The organism is Streptomyces sp. NPDC050528 (assembly GCF_044457795.1).
In the GTDB taxonomy this organism is placed as follows: Bacteria; Actinomycetota; Actinomycetes; order Streptomycetales; family Streptomycetaceae; genus Streptomyces.
In genome coordinates this window covers 226,244-241,788 of record NZ_JBITHH010000002.1, presented here as the reverse complement: position 1 = coordinate 241,788, position 15,545 = coordinate 226,244, and the positions used below count along the sequence as shown (strand labels likewise).

15 protein-coding genes are annotated in these 15,545 nt (G+C 69.8%); 9 read left to right on the top strand and 6 right to left on the bottom strand.

All coding sequences use genetic code 11. The features are described from left to right. Window positions 1-129 precede the first annotated feature (129 nt). The 5 genes from ACIBK4_RS08445 to ACIBK4_RS08425 all read left to right on the top strand — a co-directional run bounded on the left by ACIBK4_RS08445 (window position 130) and on the right by ACIBK4_RS08425 (window position 5,627). A complete protein-coding gene (locus tag ACIBK4_RS08445; protein ID WP_033283094.1) occupies window positions 130-708 on the top strand; it encodes a TerD family protein in 579 nt (192 codons plus the stop codon). A 50-nt stretch (window positions 709-758) separates the two neighbouring features. Continuing rightward, window positions 759-2,783 (top strand): TerD family protein, encoded by a 2,025-nt coding sequence (locus tag ACIBK4_RS08440; RefSeq protein ID WP_398993383.1) that lies wholly within the window; start codon window positions 759-761, stop codon window positions 2,781-2,783. A gap of 234 nt (window positions 2,784-3,017) precedes the next feature. After that, window positions 3,018-4,019, top strand: a complete 1,002-nt coding sequence (locus tag ACIBK4_RS08435; protein ID WP_398993381.1) for a TerC/Alx family metal homeostasis membrane protein — start codon at window positions 3,018-3,020, stop codon at window positions 4,017-4,019. Between the two features lie 128 nt (window positions 4,020-4,147). Next, window positions 4,148-4,462, top strand: a complete 315-nt coding sequence (locus tag ACIBK4_RS08430) for a hypothetical protein (protein ID WP_398993379.1) — start codon at window positions 4,148-4,150, stop codon at window positions 4,460-4,462. A 61-nt stretch (window positions 4,463-4,523) separates the two neighbouring features. After that, window positions 4,524-5,627, top strand: coding sequence for a calcium:proton antiporter (locus ACIBK4_RS08425; RefSeq protein ID WP_398993377.1), 1,104 nt, complete (start codon window positions 4,524-4,526; stop codon window positions 5,625-5,627). A gap of 146 nt (window positions 5,628-5,773) precedes the next feature. Here ACIBK4_RS08425 and ACIBK4_RS08420 read toward each other — a convergent pair whose 3' ends face one another. Further along, window positions 5,774-7,045, bottom strand: a complete 1,272-nt coding sequence (locus tag ACIBK4_RS08420) for an MFS transporter (protein WP_398993375.1) — start codon at window positions 7,043-7,045, stop codon at window positions 5,774-5,776. A gap of 173 nt (window positions 7,046-7,218) precedes the next feature. Here ACIBK4_RS08420 and aroQ point away from each other — a divergent pair, with 173 nt between their 5' ends. After that, window positions 7,219-7,692 carry a type II 3-dehydroquinate dehydratase gene (aroQ, locus tag ACIBK4_RS08415; RefSeq protein WP_398993373.1) on the top strand — a complete coding sequence of 158 codons (474 nt, stop codon included), beginning with the start codon at window positions 7,219-7,221 and terminating at the stop codon, window positions 7,690-7,692. A 70-nt stretch (window positions 7,693-7,762) separates the two neighbouring features. Here aroQ and ACIBK4_RS08410 read toward each other — a convergent pair whose 3' ends face one another. From ACIBK4_RS08410 to ACIBK4_RS08395, 4 genes are all read right to left on the bottom strand, one after another. Continuing rightward, the gene (locus ACIBK4_RS08410; protein ID WP_398993371.1) at window positions 7,763-8,524 is read right to left on the bottom strand and encodes an amino acid ABC transporter ATP-binding protein; all 762 of its coding nucleotides are present in this window, start codon (window positions 8,522-8,524) and stop codon (window positions 7,763-7,765) included. Then, window positions 8,521-9,438 (bottom strand): amino acid ABC transporter permease, encoded by a 918-nt coding sequence (locus ACIBK4_RS08405; protein ID WP_366432191.1) that lies wholly within the window; start codon window positions 9,436-9,438, stop codon window positions 8,521-8,523. Before ACIBK4_RS08405 ends, ACIBK4_RS08410 begins: the two co-directional genes overlap by 4 nt. Next, window positions 9,435-10,319: an ABC transporter substrate-binding protein gene (locus ACIBK4_RS08400; RefSeq protein WP_398993368.1), complete on the bottom strand. Its 885-nt coding sequence runs from the start codon at window positions 10,317-10,319 to the stop codon at window positions 9,435-9,437. The genes ACIBK4_RS08405 and ACIBK4_RS08400 overlap by 4 nt, the downstream gene beginning before the upstream one ends. A gap of 326 nt (window positions 10,320-10,645) precedes the next feature. Further along, entirely contained in the window at window positions 10,646-11,302 is a 657-nt protein-coding gene (locus tag ACIBK4_RS08395) for an MBL fold metallo-hydrolase (RefSeq protein ID WP_398993366.1), read from the bottom strand. Between ACIBK4_RS08395 and ACIBK4_RS08390 the strand changes: the two genes are divergently transcribed. Together ACIBK4_RS08390 and ACIBK4_RS08385 are read left to right on the top strand one after the other, a co-directional pair. Further along, entirely contained in the window at window positions 11,232-11,378 is a 147-nt protein-coding gene (locus ACIBK4_RS08390) for an MYXO-CTERM sorting domain-containing protein (RefSeq protein ID WP_366432188.1), read from the top strand. The genes ACIBK4_RS08395 and ACIBK4_RS08390 overlap by 71 nt on opposite strands. Window positions 11,379-11,418: 40 nt before the next feature. Then, window positions 11,419-11,595, top strand: a complete 177-nt coding sequence (locus ACIBK4_RS08385) for a hypothetical protein (RefSeq protein WP_398993364.1) — start codon at window positions 11,419-11,421, stop codon at window positions 11,593-11,595. Here ACIBK4_RS08385 and ACIBK4_RS08380 read toward each other — a convergent pair. Next, window positions 11,590-12,276 carry a maleylpyruvate isomerase family mycothiol-dependent enzyme gene (locus tag ACIBK4_RS08380; RefSeq protein WP_398993362.1) on the bottom strand — a complete coding sequence of 229 codons (687 nt, stop codon included), beginning with the start codon at window positions 12,274-12,276 and terminating at the stop codon, window positions 11,590-11,592. The genes ACIBK4_RS08385 and ACIBK4_RS08380 overlap by 6 nt on opposite strands. A 225-nt stretch (window positions 12,277-12,501) precedes the next feature. On the opposite strand from ACIBK4_RS08380, the gene uvrA reads away from it, so the two are divergent. Further along, window positions 12,502-15,480, top strand: a complete 2,979-nt coding sequence (gene uvrA / locus ACIBK4_RS08375; RefSeq protein WP_398993359.1) for an excinuclease ABC subunit UvrA — start codon at window positions 12,502-12,504, stop codon at window positions 15,478-15,480. The last annotated feature ends 65 nt before the right edge of the window (window positions 15,481-15,545 follow it).

Below are 15,545 nucleotides of genomic sequence, written 5' to 3'. Positions count from 1 at the left end.
TATGCGCTCTGTGTTGCAAGACCGACACAAAGTCCGATGCGGGGTTCGGCACTGTCAGTGGCGCTGCGTAGGGTTCTGGACATCCGCGGATTCCGCGGCAACAGGGGACAGTTCGAGAGGGGAACAGCCGTGACGGTCAACATGACCAAGGGTCAGGCCATCAGTCTGCAGAAGAACGACGGGTCCGGCCTGACCGCGGTGCGCATGGGTCTCGGCTGGCAGGCGGCTCCCCGGCGCGGCCTGTTCGGCTCGCGCACCCGGGAGATCGACCTCGACGCGTCCGCCGTGCTGTTCGCCGACAAGCAGCCGGTCGACGTGGTGTTCTTCCGCCATCTGGTGAGCGACGACGGCTCCGTGCGCCACACCGGTGACAACCTCGTCGGCGGTGTCGGCCAGGGCGGGGACGACGAGGCGATCCTCGTCGACCTCGCGCGCGTGCCGGTCCACATCGACCAGATCGTCTTCACCGTGAACTCCTTCACGGGCCAGACCTTCCAGGAGGTGCAGAACGCGTTCTGCCGCCTGGTCGACGAGACCAACGGCCAGGAGCTGGCCCGCTACACGCTGGCGGGCGGCGGCCAGTACACGGCCCAGATCATGGCGAAGGTGCACCGCACCGGCTCGGGCTGGACGCTGACGGCCCTCGGTACGCCGACCAACGGCCGCACCTTCCAGGACCTGATGCCGGCGATCCTGCCCCACCTGTAGGACGGCCCGGCGCACACGACACGACACGGCTGAGCAGGGGGACGCGAGCGATGGCAGCCGAGCTGGTGCGGGGGCAGAACCACCCGCTCTCCCAAGTGCGCCTGGAGATCCGGGTCGCGGCCGGCAAACCGGTCGTGGCCGCCGCCACGCTCGGCGACGAGCGCGGCCGGATCCACGGCATCGAGTGGGTGGCCCACCCGGGCACACCCACCCTGCCCGGCCTGGAGGTCTCCAAGCAGGCGGCCGCCGACCACCGCCTCGCCGTGGACCTGGGCGCCATGCCGGAGGCCGTGCACCGCGTCAGCGTCCTCCTCGCCCTGCCCCTCGACGGCGACGGCCCCGCCCGCTTCGGCGCCGTGGCCGCGCCCTTCGTCGCGGTCACCGGCCTCGACGGCACCGAGGTCGCCAGCTACACGATCACCGGCCTGGACGCCGAATCAGCCGTCGTGGCCCTGGAGTTGTACCGCAGACAGGGTGCCTGGAAAGTACGAGCCGTCGGCCAGGGTTACGCGGGCGGCCTCGCCGAACTCCTCACCGACCAGGGCCTGCCCCAGGCTTCCCACCTCGCGGGCAGCATCAACGAAGCGGTGGCCCAGGGCGTCGCCCGCTCCGTGGCCGCACCCCCGCCCCGCACTGCGGACGGCGACCGCACCCGCCAGAGCGCCACTCCGGCCCTCGGCCCCGAGGGGAGCGGATCCACGACACAGGGCGCCTCCGGAGCCGTAGCACCGCAGCCGACATCTCCGTACGGGGCGCAGGGCACCCCGGGGGCCGTAGGGCCGCAGTCCGGATTCCCCGGTTCCGCCGCGCCCGAGGACCCCGGAGCCACCCAGCCCGCGACCCCCGCGACCGGCGGTCCGATCGACTACAGCCATCCGCGTCGGCAGACCGGGGCGCCTCCGGCGCCTGCGCCGACCGCGCCGCCGGCTCCGCCCGGGCAGCACGCGCGGCCCGTTGCCGGGGACGCGACCGGGTGGTCGATGGAGGAGCGGCTGTACAACCAGGTGTGGGGCATGTTCGAGGACCTGGCGCGCACCATGGCCGCGTACCGCAGCGCCGTCGATTTCGCGGACTCGCGCATGGAGAAGGAGCTCGACCAGGCGCTGTCCGACCCGCGCAGCCGGATAGGCGGGCAGGGCGACGCGGCCCGCGAGGCGGCGCAGGCCAAGCACGCCCAACTCGTCGACCAGGCACGGGCGGCCCTGGACCGGGACCTCGACCAGCTGGCCGCCGAGTCCGAGGTGGTCGAACCCGCGCTCCCCTTGGCGTTCGCGGGTTGGGACAACCCCGTCTGGCACGGCTACCGCGTCCCCATGGAGATCCCGATGGCCGTGCGCCTCGGTGATCTCCACCTCCCGGAGAGCCCCGAGCTGCGCATCCCGATGCTGGTCCGGCTGCCCTTGGAGCGCGGCCTGTGGATCGACAGCGGTGGCGCGGAGTCATTCGACGGCTCGTTCACCGACTCGCACGAACTGCGGCGTCTCGCACTGGACACGGCCGTGGCGCACGCGGCCCGGCTGCTCGCCGTCTATCCGGCGGGCGAGTTCGCCGTGCACGTCATCGACCCGGCCGGCTCGGCGGCGCAGGCGCTGGCCCCGCTGGTGCACACCGGAGTGCTCGCGGCGCCGCCCGCCGCGGGTGCCGCCGGGGTGGCGGACGTCCTGGCCCGGCTCACCCAGCGGGTGGACCTGGTGCAGATGGCGGTGCGCGGCGGCGCCGCCGACTCACTGCCGCCCGGTCTCGACACGGCCGAGCAGCTGCTGATCGTCAACGACTTCCCGCACGGCTTCGACGACCGGGCCGTGACCCAGCTGCGCTATCTCGCCGACGAGGGCCCGAGCGTCGGCGTCCATCTGATGATGGTCGCGGACCGCGAGGACGCCGCGGGCTACGGCCCGTTGCTCGACCCCCTCTGGCGTTCGCTGATGCGACTCACCCCGCTGCCCGACGACCACCTCGCCGACCCGTGGGTCGGACACGCCTGGACGTACGAGCCCTCGCTCGTACCGCGCGGCAGCCAGGTGCTCCAGCAGGTGCTGACGGAGGTCGCGACGGCCCGCACCAAGCTCAGGTAAAGGGCTCCCACCTGCACGTTTATCCTTTCTTTGGTAATCGCTTTACCTTTCCTTGGTGGTTGGGGTAGGCTTTTCCGTACGGAGGGGAGTACTCCCTATCTGCTGCGGCGTACCCGTCAATACGGATCAGGCCAGATCCCGGGGCGTCGGCCCTGGGCGCCCGTCCAAGGTGGAAGAGACCTCCGGTAGCGACGACGCTGACCATTTGCCGTTAATACCGCCGGAGGAGCAGTAGTGGATGTTTCCGTGACCCTGTGGGTCCTGACCATCGTGGGGCTGGCGGCCCTGATCGCGGTCGACTTCTTCATCGGCCGCAAGCCGCATGACGTGTCGATCAAGGAAGCCGGGATCTGGACGATCGTCTGGATCGCTCTCGCCGGACTCTTCGGACTCGGCCTGCTCCTCTTCGGGGGCGGCCAGGCCGGCGGCGAGTTCTTCGCCGGCTTCATCACCGAGAAGTCGCTGAGCGTCGACAACCTCTTCGTCTTCGTCCTGATCATGGCGAAGTTCGCCGTGCCCTCGCAGTACCAGCAGCGGGTGCTGCTCGTCGGCGTCCTCATAGCCCTGGTCCTGCGGGCCATCTTCATCGCGGCCGGCGCGGCCATCCTCGCCAGCTTCGCGTGGGTCTTCTACATCTTCGGCGCCTTCCTCATCTGGACCGCCTGGAAGCTCATCCAGGAGGCCCGCGCCGACGAGGAAGAAGAGGAGTTCGAGGAGAACAAGCTGCTCAAGGCCGCCGAGCGCCGCTTCGGCGTGGCCGACCGGTACCACGGCACCAAGCTGTGGATCCGGGAGAACGGCAAGCGGATCATGACGCCGATGCTGGTCGTGATGCTCGCCATCGGTACGACGGACGTGCTCTTCGCCCTCGACTCCATCCCCGCGATCTTCGGCCTGACCCAGGACCCGTACATCGTGTTCACGGCCAACGCGTTCGCCCTGATGGGCCTGCGCCAGCTGTACTTCCTCATCGGCGGCCTGCTCAAGAAGCTGGTCCACCTCAGCTACGGCCTGTCGGTCATCCTCGGCTTCATCGGAGTCAAGCTGGTGCTGCACGCGCTGCACGAGTCCGGCGTACATGTCCCGGAGATCAGCATCCCGGTCTCGCTGGGCGTGATCTGCGCGGTCCTGATCGTCACCACGATCACCAGCCTGATGGCCAACAAGAAGCAGGCGGCGGCCGAGGCGGCGCAGTCCGGGACCGAAGGCGCCCCGAAGGACAGCATCGACGCCTGACCACGTCCGACGTAGGAGAAACGATCACCGGGAGCACCGCACGATGAATTGCCGACCGCTGCTCCCGGTGCTTCGTTGGATACCGAGCGCGACCGGTCCGGGAGCGCCACGGCCGGGTGGAGGTATCCATGGACGTATCGCAGAAGTTCGTGCAGATCGTCGACTTCGAGACCGATCGCTTCGACGAGATGCAGGCGGTGGCCGAGGAGGCCGACAAGCGGATCGCCGGCCGGCCCGGCGGGCCGACGCACCGCCTCGTCCTGCGGGACCGGAACAATCCCGGCCATGTCCTCGTCGTGATCGAGTTCGACTCGTACGAGGACGCCATGCGCAACAGCCAGGATCCCGAGACCGGCAAAATGGCCGAGCAGATGGCCGCGTTGTGTACCAGGCCGCCGTCGTTCACCGACTGCGACGTCCTGGACATGACCGAGTTCAAGTAGCGCCCGGCGGGCCCCGCGCCGCCGGAATGCGGGGCCCGTACGCCTCTGCGAGGATCGCTTCATGATCACTCGGCTCAGGCCGCTCACCACCCGGTGGACGACCCTCGTACCGGTGCTCGCGGCCGTCCTCCTGGTCTTCACCTGGGGTCGGAAGGACCTGCCCGGCGTGGTCGTCGCTCTGGTGACCGTGGTCCTCGCCGGTGCCGTGCTGGCCGCGGTGCACCACGCCGAGGTGATCGCCCACCGGGTCGGAGAACCCTTCGGCTCCCTGGTGCTCGCCGTCGCCGTGACGATCATCGAGGTCGCCCTGATCGTCACCCTGATGGCCGACGGCGGCGACAAGAGCTCGACCCTCGCCAGAGACACCGTCTTCGCGGCCGTCATGATCACCTGCAACGGCATCGTCGGCCTGGTCCTCATCGTCGCCTCGCTGCGCCACGGCACGGCTGTCTTCAACCCCGAGGGCACCGGCGCCGCCCTCGCCACCGTGGCGACCCTGGCCACGCTCAGCCTGGTCCTGCCGACCTTCACCACCAGCAAGCCGGGCCCGGAGTTCTCCGGCGCCCAGCTCACCTTCGCCGCGCTCTCGTCACTCGCCCTGTACGGCCTCTTCGTGGCCACGCAGACCGTGCGGCACCGCGACTACTTCCTGCCCGTCTCCCACCAGGGCGAGACGATCACCAAGGACCTCCACGCGGACGCACCGTCCGCCCGTACCGCCCTGATCAGCCTGGGCCTGCTGGGCCTCGCCCTGATCGGCGTGGTCGGACTGGCCAAGGGAGTCTCGCCGACCATCGAGTCCGGCGTCGAGGCGGCCGGGCTGCACCATGCCGTCGTCGGCGTGATCATCGCGCTGCTCGTGCTGCTCCCCGAGACCATCGCCGCCCTGCGCTCCGCCCGCCGCGATCGGGTGCAGACCAGCCTCAACCTCGCGCTCGGCTCGGCGATGGCCAGCATCGGCCTCACCATCCCTGCCGTCGCCCTCGCGTCCATCTGGCTCTCCGGGCCCCTCGTCCTCGGCCTCGGCTCCACACACATGGTGCTGCTCGCCCTGACGGTCGTGGTGAGTTCGCTGACGGTGGTGCCGGGACGGGCGACCCCGCTTCAGGGTGGGGTCCATCTGGTGCTGTTCGCGGCGTACTTGGAGCTGGCGATCAATCCGTAGCGGGAGGCGTCCCGCCCGCCGCGTGTGCGGTTCCGCAAGGCGAGAATTTCCGTGAAGCGAGGACGTCCGTGAGGCGCGGGGGTTCGGGCGGGACGTAAACGCTTGCGCAAACCTTTACGTCCCTCTGCCGCCTGTTGCGCGAGCCCTCACCCGGTGACCGGCTCCACCGCCGCCACCCCCACCGGCCGCGTCTCCGGCAGCAGCGCGAAGCAGCCCAGGCTGAACAGGGCGACCCCCGTCAGATAGGCGCCCACACCCCAGGGGACGCGCCCGCCGTGCTCGGCGAGCGCCGTAGCCACGATCGGGGTGAGCGCGCCGCCGAGAACCCCGCCGAGGTTGTAGCCCACGGCGGCACCCGTGCAGCGCACCCGCGGCTCGTACAACTCCGGCAGATACGCGCCGAGCACGGCGAACATCGTCACGAACGCGAGCAGCGCCCCGAGGAACCCGAGGAACATCAGCAGCGGCGCACCCGTGGCGAGCAGCGCGACCATCGGGAACATCCACAGCGCGGCGCCCGCGCACCCCAGCAGGCACAGCGGACGGCGCCCGTAGCGGTCGCTCAGCAGCGCCACCAGCGGGGTGAGCGAGCCCTTCACCACCACGGCGGCCATGATGCAGGCCAGCATGACGGTACGGCTCACCCCTAGCCGCTCCGTGCCGTAGGCGAGGGACCACGTCGTGACCGCGTAGAAAATGGCGTACCCCACGGACAGTGCCCCGGCGGTCAGCAGTACCAACCGCCAGTGCCCGCGCACCACTTCGGCGAGCGGCACACGCGCGTGGTCGTCGATTTCGAGGAACCGGGGGCTCTCGGCGAGCGACGACCGCAGCCACAGCCCGCCCAGGGCCAGTACCCCGGCCACCCAGAACGGCACCCGCCAGCCCCACCGCGCGAACTGCGCGTCCGTCAACGTCGCCGAGAGCGCCAGCATCACGCCGTTGGCCAACAGGAACCCCACCGCGGGCCCGGCCTGCGGAAAGCTCGACCACAGTCCGCGCCGCCCGGCCGGCGCGTGCTCGGCGGTCAGCAGCACCGCCCCGCCCCACTCCCCGCCGAGACCCAGCCCCTGCAGAAAACGCAGCACCAGGAGGAGAACGGGAGCGGCCACCCCGATCGAGCCGTACGACGGTACGCAGCCGACCGCGACCGTCGAGGCTCCCGTCAGCAGCAAGGACGCGACGAGGACCGGCCGCCGCCCACGCCGGTCCCCGAAGTGCCCGAACAGGATCGAGCCCAGCGGTCGCGCCACGAAGCCCACGCCGAACGTTCCGAAGGCCGCGAGCGTCCCCGCCACCGGTGAGAACGTCGGGAAGAACAGGGGGCCGAGGACCAGGGCCGCCGCCGTGCCGTACACAAAGAAGTCGTAGAACTCGATCGCGGTGCCGGCGAGGGAGGCGGCCGCGAGGCGCAGCATGGACGGGGGGTTTACGGTGCGTGCATCGTACATGCCGCGTCAACTACCCACAGTGAGCAACGGTTACGGGGGCGCGCGGAGGTGCGGAGGGGTCGTGATAGACCGGGTCCGAGCAGCGACCGTCGACCGGCGGCCCCGCCTCGAACGACATGTCCGAACGGACCGGAGGAACCGTGCCCCGCACCCTGGCCAACGCCCCGATCATGATCCTCAACGGCCCCAACCTGAACCTCCTGGGCCAGCGCCAGCCGGAGATCTACGGCTCCGACACGCTCGCCGACGTCGAGGCCCTGTGCGTCAAGGCGGCGGCCGGGCTCGGCGGCACGGTGGACTTTCGGCAGTCCAACCACGAGGGCGAACTGGTCGACTGGATCCACGAGGCCCGGCTGAACCACTGCGGCATCGTGATCAACCCGGCCGCCTACTCGCACACCTCGGTCGCGATCCTGGACGCCCTCAACACCTGTGACGGGCTGCCGGTGGTGGAGGTCCACATCTCCAACATCCACCAGCGCGAGGCTTTCCGGCACCACTCGTACGTCTCGTTGCGCGCCGACGGGGTCATCGCGGGGTGCGGTGTGCAGGGGTACGTGTTCGGCGTGGAGCGGGTCGCCGCGCTGGCGGGGGCGGGGAAGGCCGACGCGTAAGGCGTAGGGCGGTAAGCGCCGGCCTCCTGGCGCACACCCCTTACAGACCGCCCGTTGCACAAGGCCGCTGCTACAGGCGGCCCGCCTCCACGATCCGTCGCAGGAAGCGCTGCGTGCGCTCCTGCTGCGGGTCGCCGAAGATCTGCTGGGCCGTGCCGCGCTCCAGGACCACGCCTCCGTCCAGGAAGCACACCTGGTCGGCGACGTCCCGGGCGAAGCCCATCTCGTGCGTGGCCAGCACCATGGTCATGCCCTCGTCCTTCAAGTCCCGCACCACGGCGAGCACTTCACCCACCAGCTCCGGGTCGAGCGCGGCGGTGATCTCGTCGAAGAGCAGCAGTCGCGGACGTACGGCCAGGGCGCGCACGATCGCCACCCGCTGCTGCTGACCACCGCTCAGCCGGTCCGGGTAGGCGCCCGCCTTGTCCTCGAGTCCGAGCCGCTCCAGCAGCTCACGCGCGTGTGCCTCGGCCTCCGCGCGGGACACGCCGTGCACCCGGCGCGGGGCGAGGGTGATGTTCTCCAGGACGGTCATGTGCGGGAAGAGGTTGTAGGCCTGGAACACCACGCCGATACGGCGCCGTATCGCGTCCTGGTCGACGCGCGGGTCGGTGATCTCCTCGCCGTCCAGCCAGATCGCGCCGTCGTCGATGTCCTCCAGGAGGTTCGCGCACCGCAGCAGCGTCGACTTGCCGGAGCCGGAGGCGCCGATCAGCGCGGTCACCGTGTGCTGCGGGACCTCCAGGTCGACGTCCCGTAGGACCACGGACGTACCGAAGGTCTTGCGGACGGACTCCATGCGCAGCACGGGTGAGGTGGTGTCGGTGCTCATGTCGTGCCTCCCTGGGCGCGCTGCTTGTCCATCCGCGCGGTCACCCAGTCCGTGAAGCGGGTCATCGGGATGGTCAGCGCCACGAAGACGAGCCCCGCGACGATGTACGGCGTGTAGTTCAGGGCGCGCTGCGCGATGATGTCGGACGCCCGTACGGCATCGATCGCGCCGCCGATGGACACGAGCCCGGTGTCCTTCTGGAGGGACACGAGATCGTTCAACAAGGGCGGCACCTGCCGGCGTACGGCCTGGGGGAGTACCACGTGCCGGAGCGCCTGCCGGTTGCTCAGGCCCAGGGAGCGGGCCGCGGCGCGCTGCGAGGGGTGCACGGACTCGATGCCCGCGCGGAACACCTCGGCGACGTACGCCGAGTACGTGAGCGTCAGGGCCGCACCGCCCAGCCATACGGGGTCGACGGTCACGCCCTGGAGGCGCAGGGCGGGCACTCCGAAGACCACGATCATCAAGTTGATGATCAGTGGCAGTCCCCGGAAGAAGTCCGTGTACGCGGCCGCCAGCACCCTCAGGGGGAAGAACACCGGGCCGCGCAGGGTGCGCGCGATGGCGATCAGCATGCCCAGGACGAGCACCAGGACGCCGCAGATCAGCAGCAGCCGGACGTTGAGCCACAGCCCTTCGAGGACCTTGGGGAACGCCTCGCGCGCGTAGTGCCCGTCGAAGAAGGTCTCCTTGGTGCGCTCCCAGCCCGGCGCGCTGACCACGACCACGTACAGGACGACGGCCGTGACCAGGGTCGACACCGCGGCGATCGCGGTCGCGCGCCGGGCACGCGTGCGCTTGTGGCGCTCGCGGTCCAGGCGCCGCTGCGAGGGGACGTACGTGTCGCCCCCGCCGGGCATGTCGCCCTTGTCGTCCGCGGCCTCCCGGCCCGACTCGTCCTTCACCACGGTCACTTGAGGACCGGGGCGTCGACGGCGTCGGAGAGCCACTGCTTCTCCAGCGCGGCCAGCGTGCCGTCCTTGCGGAGCGCGTCCACGGCCGACGACACGCACGACGTGAGGTCGCTGCCCTTGTCGAGGACCAGCCCGAACTGCTCGGGCGTGCCGCCCTGGTTCTCGAACTGGCCGACGATCTTGGCGTTGGTCACCTCGGCCGAGGTGATGTAGAACGCGGTCGGCAGGTCGACGACGATCGCGTCGACCTGGCCGTTCTTGAGCGCGGACACGGCCTGGTCGTTCTTGGAGAACGCGGCCTCCTGCTGCGTCGGCTTCACCACGTCGCTGATGTAGTTCAGGCTCGTGGTGCCGACCTGGGCGCCCAGCTTGAGGCCCTTCAGGCCCGCGATGGTCGTCGCCTTGGCGGCCTTGCTGCCCTTGAGCGCGATGACGGCCTGCCGCACGTCGTAGTAGCCGGAGGAGAAGTCGACGGCCTTCTTGCGCTCGGCGCTGATCGACACCTGGTTGATGTCGAAGTCGAAGGTCTTCACGCCGGGCGCGAAGGCCTTGTTGAAGGGGACGCTCTGCCAGGCGACGGCGCTCTTGTCGTAGCCGAGCTGCTTCGCCACGGCGTAGGCGACCGCCGACTCGAAGCCCTTGCCGTTGGCGGGCTTGTCGTCCTCGAACCACGGCTCGTACGCGGGCTCGTCCGTCGCGATCGTCAGCTTGCCGGAGGTCTGGGTGGCCAACTTGCCCTTGGCACAGGTGGTCGCGGTCGAACCCGAGGCCTGGTCGGAGGCCTTCTCCTCCGGCTGCGGAGCACAGCCGACGGCGGTGGCGAGCAGGGCTATGGTCGCGGCGGATATCGCGCGTCGCAGTACGCGAGGGGCAAGGTGCATGGCGGGAGAGTGACAGTCAGACGTCCTGATTGTCCAGGTCACAGCCCCGAATGTCCGCATAGTGGGAACACTTGTTGCGCTCTTGTGAACGGCGCCTGTGGGGCCGCCGATTCCGGCCCGCTCGCCGGGGCCGCCGGCCGAGGGCGGGGGAATGACGGACCGGCGGCCCATCCGCGCAGGAGCCGTCGTCCTGAGCGGGGCTGCTTCCAGTTGACCGCGCAACCACGTGCGTTGGGAGCGCGCGCGGAACACCGGCGCGTGCGAAGGGTTCACACGGGGCGCGCACACGCCGGTTCACGCCGGACGCTGACCACTCCGGCCGATCCTCACCACCCGCGCGCGTGCCACTCCGGCAGGTGCGGGCGTTCGGCGCCCAGCGTCGTGTCGTTGCCGTGCCCCGGGTAGACCCAGGTCTCGTCCGGGAGCGTGCCGAAGATCTTCGTCTCGACGTCGTGGATCAGGCTCGCGAACGCCGCGGGGTTCTTCCAGGTGTTGCCCACGCCGCCGGGGAACAGGCAGTCCCCGGTGAACACATGAGGGTGCCCGTGCGGGTCGTCGTAGACGAGCGCGATCGAACCCGGCGTATGGCCCACGAGGTGACGCGCGGTCAGTTCGACCTGGCCCACCCGGATCGTGTCGCCGTCGTCGACCAGGACGTCGGTCGCCACCGGGATGCCGTCGGCGTCCTCGCGGCCCGCGTACGTACGCGCGCGCGTGGCCGTCACGACCTCGGCGAGCGCCTGCCAGTGGTCGCCGTGCTGGTGGGTGGTGACGACGGACGCGATGCCGTCGTCGCCGATCGTGCCGAGCAGGGTCTCCGCGTCGTTGGCCGCGTCGATCAGCAACTGCTCGTCCGTGGCCCGGCAGCGCAGCAGATAGGCGTTGTTGTTCATGGGCCCGACTGCGATCTTGGTGATCATCAGGTCCGTGAGCTCGTGCACATCCGCCGGTCCACCGACCGTCACCTCGCCGCTGTACGTCATGGCGGTCAGCCTAGTGCGTTCTCGAAGACGTTCCGAAGGGACCGGCGCCCTCCGGCGTTCGGGTGCGGGAGCGTGACGCCTTCCCCGCCGCGGCGACGGAGGCCGATCATTCGCCCATGAGACCCGAAGTGCGCGCGCTCGTCGCCTGCTTCCGCCCTGACGACTGCTACGGCGTCGCCTGGACGCTTCTCCACCTCATCGAGACCGGCCCGAACCCCGTGCTCGCCGCCGAGCCCGCACCCGACGCCGACGCGTGGCATCAAAGGCTGTACCGCCGGGCCGTGGGGCTATAGCGGAGGCAGCGTCGGCAAGGAGCCCCCGTCGACCGTCAGGCCCGACCCGTCCCGGCGCCCGCAGAGCCACCCGAGCAGATCCGCCGGGCTGCCGGTGACGGTGATTTCGGGCTTCTCGGCAGGCCGGCCCGTGCTCCACGCGTGCGTGCCGTCGGCGAGGTGGGTAGACGGCACATCCGGGTGGCCGTCGAACCGCTCCACCAGGAAGTCGATCTCCCGCTGGGTGAACTCCTCGGGCAGGTCTTCCAGTTCGTACCCGATCCCCAGGTCCACGTGATGCAGCTCGACCTCGACCCACCGCCGGAACGGCACCCGCGACGCGGTGTCGATGACCCCGTTGCGCAGCTCCACCCGGCGCGACCAGTCCGCCGGAGCGGCGCCCACCGCCTGGAAGCGGGCCCCGCTCTCGCGCACATCGGCGAGCTGGACGTCGAGGGGGCGCGGGGCGTCGCGCTCGATGTCGGAGTCGCGGATGTCCGCCGTCGCGTACATGGGGCGGCTCTCCAGGACGTTCACGAGGGCGTCCGCGTTCCGGGCGAGATGGGCGAGGACGTGGCCGCGGCTCCAGCCGGGAAGCCGTGACGGCTCGGCCACAGAGGCGTTGTCCAGTTCGGCGGCTGCGGTGAGCACCCGTTCGGTCGCATCACGTACAGAGGCCAGGTCATGAGCGTGATCAATCATGCTGCTGACCCTAGTCCCGCCACACCTTTGGGTGAAGGTGGTGAAGCAGTGCCGTAAATCGAATGCACGTGCTATATCGTCGGGTGCGGCGTCGGGCATGCTGGAAGGCCGGAGGTTGTTATGCCTCGGCCGGGATTCCGACCGGCGTTGTCAGTGGCTCCCCCTAGTCTGAGAACGACGGGGGCCCCGCCCCTGTCACTTCTCTCAAGAAAGGTGCGGACCGGCGTGGCCGACCGTCTCATCGTCCGTGGCGCGCGCGAGCACAATCTGAAGAATGTCTCGCTCGACCTTCCACGCGACTCGCTCATCGTGTTCACGGGCCTGTCCGGGTCGGGCAAGTCCTCCCTGGCCTTCGACACGATCTTCGCCGAGGGCCAGCGGCGCTACGTGGAATCGCTCTCCTCGTACGCCCGCCAGTTCCTCGGCCAGATGGACAAGCCGGACGTCGACTTCATCGAGGGTCTCTCCCCGGCCGTCTCCATCGACCAGAAGTCGACCTCGCGCAACCCGCGCTCGACGGTCGGCACCATCACCGAGGTCTACGACTACCTGCGTCTGCTCTTCGCGCGCATCGGCAAGCCGCACTGCCCGGAGTGCGGCCGGCCCATCTCGCGCCAGTCGCCGCAGGCCGTCGTCGACAAGGTCCTGGCGCTGCCCGAGGGAAGCCGCTTCCAGGTCCTGTCGCCGCTGGTGCGCGAGCGCAAGGGCGAGTTCGTCGACCTGTTCGCGGACCTCCAGACCAAGGGCTACAGCCGCGCGCGCGTGGACGGCGAGACCATCCAGCTCTCCGAACCGCCCACCCTGAAGAAGCAGGAGAAGCACACCATCGAGGTGGTCATCGACCGCCTCACGGTGAAGGACTCCGCCAAGCGCCGCCTCACCGACTCCGTGGAGACCGCCCTCGGACTGTCCGGCGGCATGGTCGTCCTCGACTTCGTCGACCTCCCCGAGGACGACCCCGAGCGCGAGCGCATGTACTCGGAGCACCTGTACTGCCCGTACGACGACCTCTCCTTCGAGGAGCTGGAGCCCCGCTCCTTCTCCTTCAACTCGCCCTTCGGCGCCTGCCCCGAGTGCTCCGGCATCGGCACGCGCATGGAGGTCGACGCCGAGCTGATCGTCCCGGACGAGGACAAGTCCCTGGACGAGGGCGCCATCCACCCCTGGTCGCACGGCCATACCAAGGACTACTTCAGCCGGCTCATCGGCGCCCTCGCGGACGCGCTGGGCTTCCGCACCGACATCCCCTTCGCGGGCCTCCCGCAGCGCGCCAAGAAGGCCCTGCTCTACGGCCACAAGACGCAGATCGAGGTGCGGTACCGGAACAGGTACGGACGCGAGCGGGTCTACACGACGCCGTTCGAAGGCGCCGTCCCCTTCGTGAAGCGGCGGCACGGCGAGGCGGAGAGCGACGCGAGCCGCGAGCGCTTCGAGGGCTACATGCGCGAGGTGCCCTGTCCCACCTGTCACGGCACGCGTCTGAAGCCGGTCGTCCTCGCGGTCACGATCATGGACAAGTCGATCGCCGAGATCTCCGGCATGTCCATCAGCGACTGCGCGGAGTTCCTCGGCGGGATGAAGCTCGACGCCCGCGACAAGAAGATCGCCGAGCGAGTACTGAAGGAGTGCAACGAGAGGCTGCGCTTCCTGGTCGACGTCGGCCTCGACTACCTCTCGCTGAACCGCGCGGCCGGCACGCTCTCCGGCGGCGAGGCCCAGCGCATCCGCCTGGCCACCCAGATCGGCTCCGGCCTCGTGGGCGTCCTGTACGTCCTGGACGAGCCGTCCATCGGCCTGCACCAGCGCGACAACCACCGGCTGATCGAGACCCTGGTCCGGCTCCGCGACATGGGCAACACGCTCATCGTCGTCGAGCACGACGAGGACACCATCAAGGTCGCCGACTGGATCGTCGACATCGGCCCCGGCGCGGGCGAGCACGGCGGCAAGGTCGTGCACAGCGGCTCCCTGAAGGAGCTGCTCGCCAACGACGAGTCGATGACCGGGCAGTACCTGTCCGGCAAGAAGGCCATCCCGCTGCCCGAGATCCGGCGCCCGCTCGACCCCTCCCGCCGGCTCACGGTGCACGGTGCCCGGGAGAACAACCTCCAGGACATCGACGTCTCGTTCCCCCTGGGTGTGTTCACCGCGGTCACCGGAGTCTCCGGCTCCGGCAAGTCGACCCTGGTCAACGACATCCTGTACACGCACCTGGCCCGCGAACTGAACGGCGCGAGGAACGTACCGGGACGGCACACGCGCGTGGACGGCGACGACCTCGTCGACAAGGTCGTGCACGTCGACCAGTCGCCCATCGGCCGCACCCCCCGGTCGAACCCGGCGACGTACACCGGAGTCTTCGACCACGTCCGCAAGCTGTTCGCCGAGACGACCGAGGCGAAGGTGCGGGGCTATCTGCCCGGCCGCTTCTCCTTCAACGTCAAGGGCGGTCGCTGCGAGAACTGCGCGGGCGACGGCACCATCAAGATCGAGATGAACTTCCTGCCGGACGTCTACGTCCCGTGCGAGGTGTGCCACGGCGCCCGTTACAACCGGGAGACGCTGGACGTCCACTACAAGGGCAAGTCCATCGCCGACGTCCTGAACATGCCGATCGAGGAGGCCACGGAGTTCTTCGAGGCGGTCCCCGGGATCGCCCGCCACCTCAACACCCTCAAGGACGTCGGCCTCGGCTACGTCCGGCTCGGCCAGTCCGCGACCACCCTGTCCGGCGGTGAGGCCCAGCGTGTCAAGCTCGCCAGCGAGCTCCAGCGCCGCTCCACCGGCCGTACGGTCTACGTCCTGGACGAGCCCACCACCGGCCTGCACTTCGAGGACATCAGCAAGCTCCTCACCGTGCTCGGCGGACTGGTCGACAAGGGCAACACGGTCATCGTCATCGAGCACAACCTCGACGTGATCAAGGTGGCCGACTGGGTCGTCGACATGGGCCCGGAGGGCGGCGCGGGCGGCGGTCTCGTCATCGCCGAGGGCACCCCGGAGCAGGTCGCCGCAGTAGGAGCCAGCCACACCGGCAAGTTCCTGCGCGAGATCCTCGACGCCGACCGGATCAGCGACGGAGCCCCCGTGAAGGCCCCGCGCAAGACGGCCGCCAAGAAGACCGCGGCGGTCCCCGCGAAGAAGTCCGTGCCCGCCAAGAAGGCCACGCCCGCGAAGAAGACGACGCGAGCCCGCAAGGCCTGACCGGCAGCGAGCACGCGCGTGTGGCGCCCGGCGGGAATTCCCCGCCGGGCGCCACACGCGTTCAA